Genomic DNA, 14,770 nt, shown 5'->3' with positions numbered 1-14,770 from the left:
AAGTGCCGCTGGTGCGGCTCACTCGATCTTCGCGCTGGAGCGCAGCACCTGAAGCTGCACGTCCAGGGTTCTTTCAGCGATCACGCGGCCTACTTGCGGACGGATGGCGTCGAAGCTCGGTGGCACCAGGGGGCGCGAAGCCTCCAGCTTGAGCACATGCCAGCCGGCCGGGCTGCGCACCGGCTTGAGCGCTGTAGCGCCGGGTTGCAGGTCGTCCATGGCCTGGGCCAGCGACGCGTGCAACTGACCGCGCGGCACCCAGCCGGCCAGGCCGCCGGTGGTGCGCGTGCCGGTGTCGGTGGAATGCGCCACCACCAGACTCGCCATCGGCGTGCCCTTCTGGATCTGCCGGATGAGGCGGCGCGCCGTGCCTTCGTCGGCCACCAGCAGGTGCCTCAACTGGTATTCGACAGTGCCCAGACCTGCCACCTGCCGCAGGTATTCGGCCTGCAGGTCTTCGTCGCTGGCGGGGTTGAGCGCCACCACGCGTTGTTGCCACATCTTCACCAGCGCAGCCTGCGTGGCCAGCTCGATCTGTGCGGCGGCCAGCGTGGCGCGGTCGAGCCCCACGGCGCGCGCGGCCTGCGCCATCAGCGCCCGGTTGATCAGCGTGTCGCGAATGCTGGTGCGCAGCGTCGGGCCGTCGCTGGCACCCTGCCCCGTCTGCTCGCGCGCCAGGATGTCGGCATGGATGTTGGGAATGGCCTGGCCGTTGACGGTGACGAAGGTCTGCAGCATGGCGCCGCTGTCGCGCACGTCTTCGAGGGGTGGGGCTTGCTGTGCCTGGGCGGTGGTGCCCGCGGTGGCGAGCAGGCACAGGAGCAGGGCCAGGTGTTGGCGAGCAGTCATGTGGAGGTCCTCCAAGATGGAAGGCCCACTGTAGTCTCCCCAGACTCAATGAAAATCCCGGCTCACCGTAGACAGGCCCTGCAGCATCGGCGTGAGGTCTTCCAGGTGGCCGGCGATGAGGTTGGTGACTTCGCCTTCGCGTTGCCAGACGCCGCGCACAGCGAGCAGGCGTGAGTTGGCGAGCACGCTGCGCTGGCGTTCGCGCAGGTGGCGCCACACGATGACCTGCACCACGCCGGTTTCGTCTTCCAAAGTGACGAACACCACGCCCGAAGCGGTGCCGGGTTGCTGGCGCAGGGTGACGATGCCGCAGTGGCGCACCAGGCGTCCGTTGGGCGCGTCCTTGAGTTGCTCAGCGCTCATCAATTTTCGTTTCGCGAGTTCGGCCCGCAGCAACGCCAGCGGATGGCGGCGCAGCGTGAGGCCGGTGGCGGCGTAGTCCCACACGATGGCTTCGCCTTCGGGGGCTTCGGGCAGGGCCAGCGGGGTTTCTTCAATGGGGGCGCCTCTGAGCAACGCGGGCGGTGCCTGCAGCGCGGCGGCATCCCACACTTGCTGGCGGCGGTGGCCGCTCAGGCCGGCCAGGGCGTCGGCGGCGGCGAGGTGTTTCATCTGCAACTGGTCGAGGTTCGCGCGGCGGGCGAGGTCCTGGGCGTTGCGCAAGGGTTGCTGGGCGCGCGTCTGGACGATGCGCTCGGCGGCGTCTTTTCGGATGCCGTTGACGAGGTGCAGGCCCAGGCGCACGCCATCGCCTTCGATGGTGCTGTCCCATGGGCTGTGCAAGACGTCGATCGGGCGCACTTCCACACCGTGCCGTTTCGCGTCCTGCACGAGCTGGCTCGGCGTGTAGAAGCCCATGGGCTGGCTGTTGAGCAGGGCCACCAGAAATTCCGCCGGGTAATGGCATTTGATCCACGCACTCACATAGACCAGCAGCGCGAAGCTGGCGGCGTGGCTTTCGGGGAAGCCGTAGCTGGAGAAACCCTTGATCTGTTCGTACACGCTCTGCGCGAATTCGGCGGTGTAGCCGCGATCGGTCATGCCCTTGACGAGGCGCTCTTCGTATTTCTGCAGGTTGCCGTGGCGCTTCCACGCGGCCATGGCGCGGCGCAGGCCGTCGGCCTCGCCGGGGGTGAAGCCGGCGGCGAGCACGGCGATCTGCATGCACTGCTCCTGAAAGATGGGGACACCCAGCGTTCGCCCCAGCGCCGCTTTCAACTCCGGGCCCGGATAGCTCACCGGCACCTTGCCCTGCCGCCGGTTCAGGTAGGGATGCACCGCGCCACCCTGGATCGGCCCCGGCCGCACCAGCGCCACTTCGATCACCAGGTCGTAGTATTCGCGCGGCCTCAGGCGCGGCAGCATGCTCATCTGCGCGCGGCTCTCGATCTGGAACACGCCCACGGTGTCGGCAGCGCAGATCATGTCGTAGGTGGGTGTGTCGCCTTCGGTCGCGTCCTGCATGGTGAAGGTGCGGCCTTCTTTCTCGCTGATCAGGGCCATGGCCTTGCGCAAGGCGGTGAGCATGCCGAGCGCGAGCACGTCCACCTTGAGCAGGCCCAGCGCGTCGAGATCGTCCTTGTCCCACTCGATCACGGTGCGGTCTTTCATGGTGGCGTTCTCGATCGGCACCAGGCGTGAGAGCGGCATCTGCGTGAGCACAAAGCCGCCGGTGTGCTGCGAGAGGTGGCGCGGAAAACCCATGAGATCGGCGGTGATGTCGAGCAACTGCCGCACCTGCAGGCTGTCGGGGTCCAGCCCGGCCTCGCGCAGGCGCTCGGGCGCGATCTCGCGGCCATTCCACCAGCGCGACTGTTTCGCCAGCGCATCGAGCAGACCTTCTTCAAAACCCAGGGCCTTGCCGACGTCGCGCAGGGCGCTGCGCGGCCGGTAGCTGATGACGGCGGCGGTGAGCGCGGCGCGTTCGCGGCCGTATTTGGCGTAGAGGTACTGGATCACCTCTTCGCGCCGCTCGTGCTCGAAATCCACATCGATGTCGGGGGGCTCATTGCGCTCTCTGGAAATGAAGCGCTCGAACAGCACGGTGGCCCGGTCGGGATCGACTTCGGTGATGCCGAGGCAGTAGCAGACCACGCTGTTGGCGGCCGAGCCACGGCCCTGGCACAGGATTTTTTGCCCACGCGCGAAGGCCACGATGTCGTGCACGGTGAGGAAGTAGTGCTCGTACTTCATGTCGGTGATGAGTTCGAGTTCGTGCTCGATCTGCTTCACCCACTTCCCGGGGATGCCTTGCGGCCACCGTTTTCGGGCGCCCTCCTCGGTCAGGCGGCGCAGGTAGCTGGTGGGCGTCTCGCCTTCGGGAATCACCTCGCTCGGGTACTGGTAGCGCAACTCGTCGAGAGAAAAATCGCAGCGCGCGGCCACCGCGAGCGTTTCGGCCAGCAGCTCGGGGGGATAGAGGTTGCCCAGTGTGGAGCGCAGGCGCAGGCGCTGTTCGGCGCTGGGTTCCAGCGCGAAGCCGCATTCGGTGAGCGGCTTGCCGATGCGCGTGGCGGTGAGCACGTCCTGCAGGCGCTTGCGCGAACGCACATGCATGTGCACGTCGCCCACGGCCACCAGCGGCACCGCGGTCAGCTCGCTGCTCTGGCGCAGGCGGTGCAGGCACCTCTCGTCGTCGACTCGGCGCAGCTGCTCCACGCCCAGCCAGCAGCGGCCGGTGAAGTGCTGCAGCAACCAGCGCGCCACGGTGTCCAGGGCGTCCTGGTCGTTGTTCCGATCGGGCACGGCGACTACCACGCAGTCGGCCAGCGCGGTGGCATCGATGCCGTCCAGCGTGAGGCGGTAGCTGCCCTTGGGCGATGCGCGGCGCAGGCCCGTGATGAACTCGCACAGGTTGCCGTAGCCATTGAGGTTGCAGGCCAGCACGATCAGGGTGAAAGGCGCGTCGCACCGCACCTGGAACTGGCTGCCGATCAACAGTTTCAACCGGTGTTCTTTCGCGGCCACATGGGCACGCACCACGCCGGCCAGAGAACATTCGTCCACCATCGCCAGCGCCTGGTAGCCCAGCTTTTTCGCGCGCTCGACCAGTTCTTCCGGGTGGCTGGCGCCGCGCAGGAAACTGAAGTTGGAGAGACAACGCAGCTCGGCGTAGTCGGGCAAAGTGGGTGGGTTCATCGCAGCGCCTCAAGCAAAGTGCCCATGCAGAAACCAGCAGGCTGATTCATCCAGCCGCGTCTGGAACACCCACACCACACCCGCCTGCGGCGACAGCGCCACCCAGTAATCGCGCACCACGTTGCGCATGCGGTCTTCATCGCCCACGCGGTCCCACCACCCGCCTTCCACGCGCTGCGGCCCGAGCAGCAGCACCAGTTCGCCCTGGTAGAGCGGCCGGTGCTCGCGCACGAGCAGGCGCAGCGGCACGGGCAGCAGAAAGGCCGGCTGGGGCAGACCGGTGGTGGGTGCGCCGTGGCGCGGCAGGGGCAGCGCCGCCAGCTGCCAGCGGCACATCCATTCGGGGCGGTGGTCTTCGCACAGCACCGGGCGCAGCACGCGCTGCGGCCCCAGGCGAGCAGACAGCCGCTCCAGCACCAGACCCAGCTTTTCGCCCTGTCGCACGGCATCGGGCAGCAGCGATGCACTCACCTCGTGCAGGGGCTGCACTTCGGTGGCCACCAGCACCAGATCGCCCACGGGGGCGAGCAGTTGCACGCGCGCAAGATGCTCGGCCAGCAGCCGGCACAAATGCTCGATGTCGCGCGTGGGCTCGGCCGTGCCGATGGTGATCTCGCCGCCCTCGCCCGCCGCGCGCGCGCGCATCGCGTCGTGCGCCCATTTCAGCGTAAAGGCTGTAACGCCCGCGCGCCGCGCCGCCAGCCAGCCACTGAGCACGAGCAGCAGGCGCCGCGCGCCGAACAGCAGGGCCGGCGCCTGCTCCACGCGTGCCATGAGTTCGAGCCGCTCTTCAAAATGCTCGGGCAGCGTCACCCATTCGTGCACTTCGGGCGCGAGGCCATAGGCCTGGTCGAGCGCCTTGAGCAGGTGCTGATCGAACCGCCGCGCCATGCCACCACGCGGCAGCGCACGCACGTCGCCCAGCGTGCGGCAGCCGATGTGTTCGAGCGTGAGGCGGTGCGGATGCGTGGCGCTCAGCGTGGCCATGGGCAGGGTGTCCAGCAGGGCATCGAGCTCTCGCTTGAAACCGTTCTCGATGCCGGCGCGCGCCAGCGCCAGCGCGGCCAGGCCGTTGGGCGCCCAGGCGAGTTGCGCCACACCCACTTCACGCCCCTCGCCCAGCACGCGGTCGCGCAGCGCGCGTTTGCCGCCGAACAGCCGCACGCTGGCCTGCACTTCCATGAGCACGGCTTCATCCACCAGCGCCACGCGGGGTGTGAACTGCAGGGCCCAGGTCGCCAGCGCGCGCTGCGCGGCCTCAGTGCGCGGGGCTGGGCTGTGGGCTGGGCTGGGCAGGAGTGCGGACCACAACATGGTCGACCTCTTCTTCGCGGGGCGTCCACCGGCTGGGCTGGCGCAGCCGGGGGGTGATGAAGGCTTGCAGGCCGCCGGGCACCGAGGCCAGGCGCAGGGTGTCATCGAGCGGCGGGCCCTTGCGCTTGGCAATGCGCACGTGCAGTTCCCAATCAGGCCCCACGCGCACCTGCAGCCGCAGCGGCGCCGCCGACGATTCGCCGAGCGCCCGGCTGGGCCGGCACACGAACACCGGCGATTCGAAGCTGGCGGCCAGCACCTGCAGCCGGCGGATCTGCGCGGGGCGCGCCTGCGGCAGCCACACCACGAGCGCACCGCAGGCCTGCGCCTTGACGAGCTGTTCGGCCGACCACAGGCGCTCGGGCGCCGAATCGGCCTGCACCCAGACCAGCCGGCGTTCGTCGATGCCTTCAAAGCGCAAACCCGGCAGGTGCGGCGCCAGCGGCGGGCCCACCACCACCACCGGTTGCCCGGCGGCACACACCTGGCGCAGCGCCGGCCCGAGCAGGCGCCATTCCAGCGTGCCGCTGTGCGGTGTGAGGATTTCGGTCAGCCCATGGCCGGGCCAGCCACCGCCGGGCAACTGCGCGTCCAGCACGGGGAACCCGCTGGGCCACACGGCAGACACCGGCGTGCCGAGCTGATCCCCACGCCACAAGGCCGAGGCCACGGCGGCCGACCACCCACCAGCGGGATGCGCCGGGCGGGAAGGCGGAGAAACGGCAGGGGAAGACGGATCTTCCTCCTGCCAGTTGAGGGCGGGCTGCATGGCGTGGGGTGGTGGGAAATCAAACGAACCTGAAACTGTATGAACGTACAGTATCTGAAAGCCATCCCACTGTCCATCGACAAGATGCAGCGCTGGGCGGTCATCAAGAATCCCTCACCAAAAACTTGATATTTTTATCAAATAAATCTACTATCCAACAAATTATTGATCTATTTATCAAATGCAAACGCTTCAGGAACTGGGTCACACAGTGGCAATGCGCCGCAAGGCATTGGGCTTGCGCCAACAGGTCGTGGCCGAGCAAGCCGGCATCACGGCTGAATCCCTGTCCCGCTTCGAGCGCGGACGCAGCGCCGAATTTGGATCGCGAAAGCTGCTGGCCGTGCTGGCGGTTCTCGGCATGGAACTGAATGTGGTGCCCACTGGTCAGGCAGGCACGCTGGATGAGCTGCGCCGGGAGCGCAACCAGGCATGAAACTGTCGGTTTACGTGATGGGCCGCAATGTGGCCACGCTGGAACAGTCGGGCGACTTCAGGAGCGTGCTCGCCTACAACGCCAATACCGCGCCCGATGATTTCGTCTCGCTCACCATGCCGGTGCGCACCGAAAGCTACGTGTGGGACGACACGCTTCCCCCCACTCTGCAAATGAACCTGCCCGAGGGCTACCTGCTTCAAGTGCTGCAGGAACAGTTCGGCCCGCACATCGGCGCGAGCCCGGTCGCCTTGTTGTCGGTCATCGGGCGCAACATGGTGGGCCGTGTGCAGGTGGCTTCGGCAGGCGCCGAACTCAGCGAACCCACATCCTTCCTTGAAGTCGCCTCGCTGCTGAAGGGAGACAACTCCGAAGCGGCTTTTGCCGCACTGGTGCGCGAACATGCCACCAGTGGGGTATCGGGTGTCGTGCCCAAATTCCTGGACGCGCAGGCCGCCCCTGGCTCACCCCTGGGCCTGCACAAGAAGACCAGCCTGATCACGCGCCGTCACATCATCAAGGGCTCCAGTGCGCGGCTGCCTTTCGTCGCGCTGAACGAACACCTGTGCATGGAGGTGACCCGCCGCGTCATGCCTGCTGCACGGACCGAAGTGTCCGACGACGGCCAGGCGCTGGTGGTGCATCGCTTCGATGTGGACGAACAGGGCCAGCCCCACTGGGGCATGGAAGACTTCTGCAGCCTGCTGGGCTTGCGGCCCGCCGCGAAGTACGACACCACCTGGGAGCGCATCGCCAAAGCCGTGCGAGACCACGTGCCGGGCCCGCAGCGGCTGGAGACCTGCCGCCAGCTCGCCGCCATCTTGCTGCTCACCTACGCCCTGCGCAATGCCGACTGCCATGCCAAGAATCTGGCACTGCTCTATACCAGCCGTGCCGATGTGCATCTGACACCGGCGTACGACATGCTGACGACCAGCGTGTACGCGGGCTTTGAACACAACCCGCCCGCCATCGAATTCATGGGCAGGAAAACATGGACGCCGGGCAAGAGCCTGCAAAAATTCATTGCAGCCATCCTGGGCATTCAACCCAGGGAGCAGCAACAGATGGTGCAAGCCATCAGCGATGCAGTGGCTGATGTGGGACCGTTGGTGCGCCAGGCAATGGCGCAACATCCCGGCTTTGAAGCAATCGGCAAACGCATGCTCGTGGCCTGGGCCGAAGGCGTGCAAGGTCTGCGCGATGAGCGCGTCTATGCGGCAGGCGATTGGGCAGCGGGTGAAGCCTTCACAGGCTTCTCGCCACCGCCCAACAGAATCAACGCTCCCAGTCGCGCTCGGGCTTCGCGCCGCGTGCCTTGACAGCGGCGATGTACTGCGACAGCAGCGCCTTGGCCTGCGTGCCGCGCGCTTCGTTGTTCTTCACCCATTCCTGCGAGAGCGCGGGAAGCTGATCGATCCACTTGCGGCGATCGGCTTCAGACATCGGCGTCACGGTCACGGGTGGGTTCTGCGTCTTGCCCACTTCGACCATGCGGGCGATGGCGCTCTCGTGGCGCTGCACCAGGTCTTCACCGTGGCGGCGCGAATACTCGGCGCCGGCTTCGCGCATGGCCACCTGCACCTCGGGCGGCAGCTTGTTCCAGGTGTCCTTGTTGATGGCCAGGCCACCCGAGAACACCACGCCCATGTTCACCTTGGTGATATAGGGCGCCACTTCGTAGATCTTGGTCGGCAGGATGCCGGTGGCCAGCGAGACCACGCCGTCGGACACGCCGGTCTGGATGTCGGTGTAGAAGGTGGTGAGCGCGCCGTCGACCGGTGTGGCGCCCACGCCGCGCAGCCACTGGCCCAGGATGCCGGGGGCCGAAATCTTCTTGCCGCGCAAGTCCTCGATCGACTTCACCGGGAACTTGGTGAAGATGTCGTAGGTGTCGGAACCGGTGGCGCCGAGGAAGACCAGGTTGTACTTGTCCCACTCGTTCTTGAAGGCCGGGTTCTTCTCGATCAGTTCGTTCATGGCGCCAAGCACGATGCGCGTGTCGCTGGTGACGAAGGGCGTGTGCACGCTGAGCTGGCTGATCGGCATCTTGGCCGGCTCCAGGTAGCTGAACACCCAGCCAAGGTCGGTGATGCCCTGCTCCACCGAAGTCAGCGTGGCATTGGCCTTGTAGAGCTGGCCACCGAAGGCTTCTTTCCACTGGATCTTGTACTTGCCACCCGCGGCCAGGCGCTTGTCCACCTCGGGCATGAACACCTGCGGAATGAAGCCGACCCACGGAATGGTGGTGGGGTGGCTGGAAGCCACGGTGAGGTTGATCACCTGCTGGGCCGAGGCGGCCATGGGCAGGCTCATCGCAACGGCTGCCGAAGCAGCCAGGCGGACGAAGGTCGAACGTTTCATGCTTGTCTCCTGTTGTGGGTCTGGGTATGGGTATGCGAACGCGAAAAAACTCAATCGACCTGCGCGCCGGACTGGCGCACCAGCGCGGCCCATTTGGTGACCTCTGCACGGCCGAACTCGGCCATGGCATCGGGTCCCAGCGGGCGCTGCTCCACGCCTTGCGCAGCGAGCTTGGGCGCCACCTCGGGGCTGGCCAGCGCGGTGGCGGCGGCCTGGCGCAGGCGGGCCAGCACCGGGGCCGGCGTGGCCGCTGGCGCGTACAACATGAACCAGGCCACGAGGTCAAAGTCCGCGTTGATCTGCTCGGCGATGGTGGGCACGTCTTTCGCAGCGGCGCTGCGCTGCACGCTGGAGGCACCGAGCGCACGCAGGCGACCACCCTGAATGTGCGGCAGCACGGCGGCCGGGTGGTAGAACATGAAGTCGGCGCGGCCACCCATCACATCGTTCATGGCCATGCCGCCTTCCTTGTACGGCACGTGCAGCATCTGGCCACCCAGGCGCGCTTTCAGCAACTCGCCCGCGAGGTGGCCCGAGGTGCCGTTGCCGGCGGATGCAAAACTCACGCCCTGCCCCTGCGCAGCGCGCGCCTTCAGATCGGCGAGGGTCTTGAGCGGGCCCTGGGCTGAAACCACCAGCAGCGTGGGCGTGTAGCCCACCAGCGCAATCGGCGCAAAGTCTTTCAGCGGGTCGTATGGCAGGCTGCGGAACAGCGTGGCGTTGATGGCGTGCGTGCCCACCGTGCCCATGACGATCTGGTAGCCATCGGCCGCGCCCCGCGCCACCTGCTGCGAACCCACCGAGCCACCCGCACCGGCGCGGTTTTCCACCACCAGGGGCTGGCCGAGCTCGCGCGACATGCCATCGCCCACCACGCGCGAAATGATGTCGGTGGTGGTGCCGGGCCCAAACGGCACGATCATGCGCACCGGTTTGTCCGGGTAGGCCTGCGCAAAGGCACTCAGTGGCAGCGTCAGGCCTGCGGCCGTGGCGCCGAGGCCGATCAGGGCTTCGCGTCGGCTGGGCTGGCGTTGAAAACGGGTCATACGGTCTCCTTCTTTTTGCTCAGGTCTTGGGTAGCGGTGTCGGGCCAGCCGCGCGCGTACAGCGCGTTGTGCTCGCCCAGGGTGGGTGGTGGGCTCACGTCCAGGCTGCGCTGGCCATCGAAACTGAGCGGTGAGCGCACGGTGCGCGAAGCGCCCATCACCGGGTGGTGGGTGTCCACGAACAGTTGCAGGTGCTTGGCCTGCGCGTCTTCGGGCACTTCGTCGGTGCGGTACATGGGGGCATGCGGCACGTCCTGCGCCACCAGGCGGGCGCACCAGTCGTCGCGCGTGCGCTCCTTGAAGATACCGCCCAGCAGATCAATCAGCGCATCCTGGTTGGCAATGCGGCCGGGCCGGCTGGCGAAGCGCTCGTCCTCAAAGATGTCGGGCCGCTCCATGGCGTTGGCCAGGCCCTGCCAGAATTTTTCGGGCGAAGACATGTGCAGCGCAATCCAGCCGCCGCACGCGCATTCGAGCACGTAAGACTGCGACACGCTGGGCCGGCTGTAGGGACCCATGACTTCACCCACCGAGAACAGGTGCGTGAAGGCGTCGAGGTTGAAATGCGCCATGGCCTCGAACATCGAGACCTCCACCTTGCGGCCCTGCCCGCTCTGCTGCCGCTCGAACAACGCGCCCAGAATGCCGAAGGCGGCGTAGTAGCCGGTCATGGCGTCGGCAATGGCCGGCCCCACCACGCGCGGGTTGGCCGGGTTCACCAGCAGGCGCAGGTAGCCACTGGCGGCCTGGGCCACGGTGTCGTAGCTTGGCCGACCTGCCGCCGGTCCGTCCTGGCCGAAGCCACTGATGGCGCAGTAAATCAGGCGCTCGTTGAGCGCACGCAAGCGCGCTTCTCCGGCATGGATCTGTTCGGCGAAGCCGGGGCGGAAGTTCTGGATGTAGACATCCGCCCCTTCGATGAGTCGATCGAAGGTCTCGCGGTCTTCCGGCTTGCGCGTGTCCAGTGCCACGCTGTGCTTGTTGCGGTTGTAGGTCTGGTAGTGCGGGCTGTAGAGCCCACCCTTGAAGGCACGGAAGGGGTCGCCCGTGCCGGGCAGCTCCACCTTAACCACTTCGGCGCCCATGTCGGCCAGCATCATCGAGGCCGCCGGCCCGGTGATGAAGGTGCCGTGTTCCACCACGCGAAGGCCTTTGAGTACCTGGGTCATTTTGTTGCCTTCAAAGCTTCTGGTCGGGCACGAAGCCCTCGGGCACGGAGCCGGTGTAGCGCAGCTCACGCGTGGCCTGGTAAGACAGCGCAAAGCCGATCGGCGTCTCCAGCTCCTCGCTCATGTGGGCAATCAGGCCAGCGCAGCGCGCCAGCATGGGCACGCCCTTGAGCGCATTGAGCGGGAAGCCCACGCCCAGCAGCACCGCCGGTATGGCCGCGGACACATTGAGCTTGAGGTCCTTGCCAATCACCTCGGGCAGCACGGCTTCCACCGCTTCGGCGATCTGCACAAAACGTTGTCCACCTCCCGCCATTTTCGACACGCGAAACAGGGCGTCCACACGCGGATCGCGTGCCTTGTGCAACGGGTGGCCGTAGCCGGGTACGGCCTGCTTGCGCGCACGCCACTCGCCCACCACGGCGCGAGCCGCGGCATTCAAATCTCCACCGTGCGCGGGCGCGGCCTGGTCGATCTCGTCGAACAGGCGGCCTGCGGTTTCGGACGCGCCCAGGATCACCGAGCCACAACCCAGAATGCCCGCGGCCACCGCACCCTGGAGCGCGTCGGGCGCGGCCGCCAGCGTCATGCGGGCAGCCTGCACGCTGGGCACCAGCCCGTGTTCGGCAATGGCGACCAGCGTGGCGTTGAGCACCGCGCTGGCCGGTGAATCGGGCTTGCGGCCGGTGAGCAGCAGGTAGAAATAGTCTGCGAAATTCACCTGGCCGATCAAATCCTGGCACAGGTCTTCGCCACGCACCACGATGGTGTCGGGGTTCGAGGCACAAATGGCGGACTCGGGCACTGTGGCCTTGCCGATTTTCAAAAGAGGTCTCCGTTGCGGTGAAGGTGGGGATGAATGACAGCGCGCTCAGGCGGCAGGCACCAGGCGGAAGTCGTAAGTGGCGCTGTGGTACGGCACGTTCATGCTGCGCCCGTCGGGCGCGGTCCCCGGCGGATGCTGGTCGAACGGCACGATGAGGCTGTCGCGCACGCCGAACACGGCGTCCGAATCGAGGTAGGGGCTGTCGGCCACGAAGAGGTGCGTGGTGACCGTCTGGTGGCCGGGTGCGTACACCTTCATGTGAATGTGCCCGGGCCTGTTGGGGTGCCGGCCCATGCGGCGCAGCATGTCGCCCACCGGGCCGTCATCGGGCACCGGGTAGAACGAAGGCTTGATCGACCAGAAACGGTAGCGGCCCTTCGCATCGGTGCGGAAGCGCGCACGAAGGCGCATGCCGGTGTCATCGCCCATCTGCATGTCGTACACGCCGTCGCCGTCGCCCGACCACACATCGAGGCAGCAGCCGGCAATGGGGTTGCCCTGGGTGTCGGTCACGGTGCCGTGGTAGTAAGCCGGCTCGCCCGGCATCTGCTCGCCGATGTCGCTGCCCAGCTCCAGTTCGGGCGAACCTTCCCAGTAAAACGGGCCCTGCACGGTGGCCTCGGTGGGTGTGCTCGTGCCGCCACCGGCGGCCTGGAAGGCGCGCGCGGCCTTGAGCTGGTTGATGGCCACCACCAGCATCGAGATGCCCAGCGTGTCCGAGAGCAGGATGAATTCCTGGCGTTTGTCGTCACAGGTCTTGCCGGTTTCGGTCAGGAAACCGATGGCCGATATCCATTCCGCCTCGCTCAGTTCAACTTCGCGCACGAAGGCATGGGCGTGGCGCACCAGGGCGCTCATGACCTGCTTGAATCGGGGATCGGTGCAGTCGGCGAGGCGATCGATCACAGCCTGCGTGATGTCGCCGGCTTCGAGTTGGGCCATGTCTTGTCTCCTTTATGGCGTGAGTCTAGGGGTGGGTTTATGACGATGGAAGTGATGATTTTCGACCGCTACCATCGATGACATCGATACATGAAACCTGGAGCTTGCGATGGAACTCAGGCACCTGCGCTACTTCGATGCCGTGGCCGAAACTCAGAACTTCACCCGCGCTGCCGAGCGCCTGCACGTCACGCAGTCGACGCTTTCGCACCAGATACGGCAACTGGAAGAAGAGCTTGGGCTGGTGCTGTTCGACCGGGGCCACAAGCGTGTGGCCCTGACTGAAGCCGGCGAGATGCTGCGCAGCCACCTCATGCCGGCGCTGCAGCAGATCGACCGGGGTCTGCAATCGCTCAAGCACGCACCTGAAACCCTGGCGGGGGAACTGCGCATTGGCGCCACGCACAGTTTCAACACGCGGCTGGTGCCGCTGTGCGTGTCGGCGTTCCTGGGCCACCACCCCGGCATCAAGGTGAGCGTGGAAGAACTCTCCGCCGAACTGATCGCCCGGCGACTGGTCAGCGGCCACCTGGACCTGGGCGTGTCGTACCGGCCCGACGACCGCACCGAGCTGTGGTTCGAGCCGCTCTACAACGAGGAGCTGAAGCTGGTGGTGGCCGCATCGCACCCGCTGGCGAGGCGCAGGCGCGTGCGCATGGTGGAGCTCCACCACTGCCGCATGGTGCTGCTGCCGTCGCAGTTCTCCACCCGCAAGCTGCTGGACGATTGCTTCGAAGCGGCTGGCGCGCAGCCACTGGTCATCGCCGAGCTGAACTCCATCGCACCCATGATCGAACTCATTCGCCAGACCGATCTGGCCGGCATCATTGCCGAGACGGCGGTCATGCCGGCGGCTGATTTGCGCGTGGTGCCCATCGAAGACCCGACACCGATCCGCACGCCCGGGCTGCTGTGGAAGAAGGGCGCGAACCGCTCTCCCATCGTCAAACACATGGCCTCCGTGATTCGCCGTGCCGCGGGCTAACTCATCAAAGAATCTGGCAAGCCTGCTCGAAGCTCAAACGCGGGTTGCGGTCGAACAGTTTGCTGTCGTCGCCCTGGCCGAGGTTGATGAGGAAGTTGGCGCGCCAGCGGCCGTCGGGGAAAAACTCGGCGTTCACCTTGTTCAGGTCCACGCCGCTCATCGGCCCGCAGTCCAGCCCGAGAGCACGCGCCGCGATGATGAAGTAGGCGCCGCCCAGCGTGCCGTTGCGCGTGGCGGTGGCTTCGCTCAGGGCCGGGTTGCTCTCGAAGTTTTCCTTGGCGCCTTCGCGGTGCCACACCTGGGGCATGAACTCGAAGAACTTCGTGTCGGTGGCCACGATCACGGTAACCGGGGCATCGCGGGTCTTGTCGAGGTTGCCGGGCGTGAGCGCTGGCAGCAGGCGCGCGCGCGACTCGGGCGAGTTCAGGAACACGTAGCGCGTGGGCTGCGTGTTCATCGAGGTCGGCCCCATGCGGGCGATGTCGTACACCTGCCGCAGCAGGGACTCCGGCACCGGATCGCTGGTGAAGCCGTTGGCGGTGCGCGCCTTCAGAAAGATCAGGTCCAGGGCTTTGGCGTCGATGGTCATGGATGGGTTCTGCTTGGGGTGGGTTGAAATTCAGGAGGCTTCAAAATCGACCTGGTGTCGCGCAATGCGCAGACCTTCCAGCTCGCGCCGCACGCGCAGGTGCTCGGGGTGATTTGTATAAGCGGCCAGCGCCTGGCGCGATTCGAACTCCGAGTACAGCACCACGTCGCAGGCGTAGTCGACCCGGCTCTCATCGACACCGATCTCCATCCGGAGCAGGCCCGGTATGCGTTCGCGTATGCCCTCGAACGCCGCCTTGAGCCGGCTCACGTTGCCAGCCTTTTCATCCTCGGTGCTGCCCAGGATGTTCCACATGACGATGTGTTTGATCATGCTCGGTCGC

At 66.4% G+C, this 14,770-nt stretch carries 14 protein-coding genes; 3 read left to right on the top strand and 11 right to left on the bottom strand.

Features of this window, described 5'->3' with window-relative positions:
• Positions 1-18: 18 nt before the first annotated feature.
• The 4 genes from CAP37_RS06335 to imuA are packed head-to-tail and all read right to left on the bottom strand — an operon-like array spanning position 19 to position 6,070.
• Entirely contained in the window at positions 19-849 is an 831-nt protein-coding gene (locus tag CAP37_RS06335; protein WP_086123400.1) for a peptidylprolyl isomerase, read from the bottom strand.
• A gap of 45 nt (positions 850-894) precedes the next feature.
• Positions 895-3,987: an error-prone DNA polymerase gene (locus tag CAP37_RS06330; protein ID WP_086123399.1), complete on the bottom strand. Its 3,093-nt coding sequence runs from the start codon at positions 3,985-3,987 to the stop codon at positions 895-897.
• Between the two features lie 9 nt (positions 3,988-3,996).
• A complete protein-coding gene (locus CAP37_RS06325; RefSeq protein ID WP_086123398.1) occupies positions 3,997-5,301 on the bottom strand; it encodes a DNA polymerase Y family protein in 1,305 nt (434 codons plus the stop codon).
• A complete protein-coding gene (gene imuA, locus CAP37_RS06320) occupies positions 5,246-6,070 on the bottom strand; it encodes a translesion DNA synthesis-associated protein ImuA (RefSeq protein ID WP_086123397.1) in 825 nt (274 codons plus the stop codon). Before imuA ends, CAP37_RS06325 begins: the two co-directional genes overlap by 56 nt.
• A 181-nt stretch (positions 6,071-6,251) precedes the next feature.
• Here imuA and CAP37_RS06315 point away from each other — a divergent pair, with 181 nt between their 5' ends.
• On the top strand, positions 6,252-6,506 hold the full coding sequence (locus tag CAP37_RS06315) for a helix-turn-helix domain-containing protein (protein ID WP_086123396.1): 255 nt from the start codon (positions 6,252-6,254) through the stop codon (positions 6,504-6,506).
• The gene (locus CAP37_RS06310) at positions 6,503-7,828 is read left to right on the top strand and encodes a type II toxin-antitoxin system HipA family toxin (RefSeq protein ID WP_086123395.1); all 1,326 of its coding nucleotides are present in this window, start codon (positions 6,503-6,505) and stop codon (positions 7,826-7,828) included. Before CAP37_RS06315 ends, CAP37_RS06310 begins: the two co-directional genes overlap by 4 nt.
• Here CAP37_RS06310 and CAP37_RS06305 read toward each other — a convergent pair.
• The 5 genes from CAP37_RS06305 to CAP37_RS06285 are packed head-to-tail and all read right to left on the bottom strand — an operon-like array spanning position 7,785 to position 12,853.
• A complete protein-coding gene (locus CAP37_RS06305; RefSeq protein WP_086123394.1) occupies positions 7,785-8,870 on the bottom strand; it encodes a C4-dicarboxylate TRAP transporter substrate-binding protein in 1,086 nt (361 codons plus the stop codon). The two genes, CAP37_RS06310 and CAP37_RS06305, sit on opposite strands and share 44 nt — an antisense overlap.
• A gap of 50 nt (positions 8,871-8,920) precedes the next feature.
• The gene (locus CAP37_RS06300; RefSeq protein WP_086123393.1) at positions 8,921-9,916 is read right to left on the bottom strand and encodes a tripartite tricarboxylate transporter substrate binding protein; all 996 of its coding nucleotides are present in this window, start codon (positions 9,914-9,916) and stop codon (positions 8,921-8,923) included.
• Positions 9,913-11,085, bottom strand: coding sequence for a CaiB/BaiF CoA-transferase family protein (locus tag CAP37_RS06295; protein WP_086123392.1), 1,173 nt, complete (start codon positions 11,083-11,085; stop codon positions 9,913-9,915). Before CAP37_RS06295 ends, CAP37_RS06300 begins: the two co-directional genes overlap by 4 nt.
• 10 nt (positions 11,086-11,095) lie before the next feature.
• Entirely contained in the window at positions 11,096-11,911 is an 816-nt protein-coding gene (locus CAP37_RS06290) for a citryl-CoA lyase (protein WP_086123391.1), read from the bottom strand.
• 45 nt (positions 11,912-11,956) lie between these two features.
• Positions 11,957-12,853 carry an intradiol ring-cleavage dioxygenase gene (locus CAP37_RS06285; RefSeq protein WP_086123390.1) on the bottom strand — a complete coding sequence of 299 codons (897 nt, stop codon included), beginning with the start codon at positions 12,851-12,853 and terminating at the stop codon, positions 11,957-11,959.
• A 109-nt stretch (positions 12,854-12,962) separates the two neighbouring features.
• Between CAP37_RS06285 and CAP37_RS06280 the strand changes: the two genes are divergently transcribed.
• Complete coding sequence (locus CAP37_RS06280) at positions 12,963-13,838, top strand: LysR substrate-binding domain-containing protein (protein WP_086123389.1); 876 nt, start codon at positions 12,963-12,965, stop codon at positions 13,836-13,838.
• Positions 13,839-13,842: 4 nt separating this feature from the next.
• On the opposite strand, the gene CAP37_RS06275 is transcribed toward CAP37_RS06280, so the two are convergent.
• Together CAP37_RS06275 and CAP37_RS06270 are read right to left on the bottom strand one after the other, a co-directional pair.
• Positions 13,843-14,427, bottom strand: a complete 585-nt coding sequence (locus CAP37_RS06275; protein ID WP_086123388.1) for a malonic semialdehyde reductase — start codon at positions 14,425-14,427, stop codon at positions 13,843-13,845.
• 30 nt (positions 14,428-14,457) lie between these two features.
• Complete coding sequence (locus CAP37_RS06270) at positions 14,458-14,760, bottom strand: Dabb family protein (RefSeq protein WP_086123387.1); 303 nt, start codon at positions 14,758-14,760, stop codon at positions 14,458-14,460.
• Between the last annotated feature and the right edge of the window lie 10 nt (positions 14,761-14,770).

The sequence above is a fragment of the Hydrogenophaga sp. IBVHS1 genome (assembly GCF_002127265.1).
GTDB lineage: Bacteria > Pseudomonadota > Gammaproteobacteria > Burkholderiales > Burkholderiaceae_C > Hydrogenophaga.
Note: the sequence above shows the minus strand (reverse complement) of the source record. Positions and strands in the feature narration are given on the sequence as shown.

Excerpts from the sequence above, each read along its gene's own strand:
- CAP37_RS06335 (WP_086123400.1), bottom strand. The coding sequence starts at position 849 with ATGACTGCTCGCCAACACCTGGCCCTGCTCCTGTGCCTGCTCGCCACC.
- CAP37_RS06330 (WP_086123399.1), bottom strand. The coding sequence starts at position 3,987 with ATGAACCCACCCACTTTGCCCGACTACGCCGAGCTGCGTTGTCTCTCC.
- CAP37_RS06325 (WP_086123398.1), bottom strand. The coding sequence starts at position 5,301 with ATGTTGTGGTCCGCACTCCTGCCCAGCCCAGCCCACAGCCCAGCCCCG.
- imuA (WP_086123397.1), bottom strand. The coding sequence starts at position 6,070 with ATGCAGCCCGCCCTCAACTGGCAGGAGGAAGATCCGTCTTCCCCTGCC.
- CAP37_RS06315 (WP_086123396.1), top strand. The coding sequence starts at position 6,252 with ATGCAAACGCTTCAGGAACTGGGTCACACAGTGGCAATGCGCCGCAAG.
- CAP37_RS06310 (WP_086123395.1), top strand. The coding sequence starts at position 6,503 with ATGAAACTGTCGGTTTACGTGATGGGCCGCAATGTGGCCACGCTGGAA.
- CAP37_RS06305 (WP_086123394.1), bottom strand. The coding sequence starts at position 8,870 with ATGAAACGTTCGACCTTCGTCCGCCTGGCTGCTTCGGCAGCCGTTGCG.
- CAP37_RS06300 (WP_086123393.1), bottom strand. The coding sequence starts at position 9,916 with ATGACCCGTTTTCAACGCCAGCCCAGCCGACGCGAAGCCCTGATCGGC.
- CAP37_RS06295 (WP_086123392.1), bottom strand. The coding sequence starts at position 11,085 with ATGACCCAGGTACTCAAAGGCCTTCGCGTGGTGGAACACGGCACCTTC.
- CAP37_RS06285 (WP_086123390.1), bottom strand. The coding sequence starts at position 12,853 with ATGGCCCAACTCGAAGCCGGCGACATCACGCAGGCTGTGATCGATCGC.
- CAP37_RS06280 (WP_086123389.1), top strand. The coding sequence starts at position 12,963 with ATGGAACTCAGGCACCTGCGCTACTTCGATGCCGTGGCCGAAACTCAG.
- CAP37_RS06275 (WP_086123388.1), bottom strand. The coding sequence starts at position 14,427 with ATGACCATCGACGCCAAAGCCCTGGACCTGATCTTTCTGAAGGCGCGC.
- CAP37_RS06270 (WP_086123387.1), bottom strand. The coding sequence starts at position 14,760 with ATGATCAAACACATCGTCATGTGGAACATCCTGGGCAGCACCGAGGAT.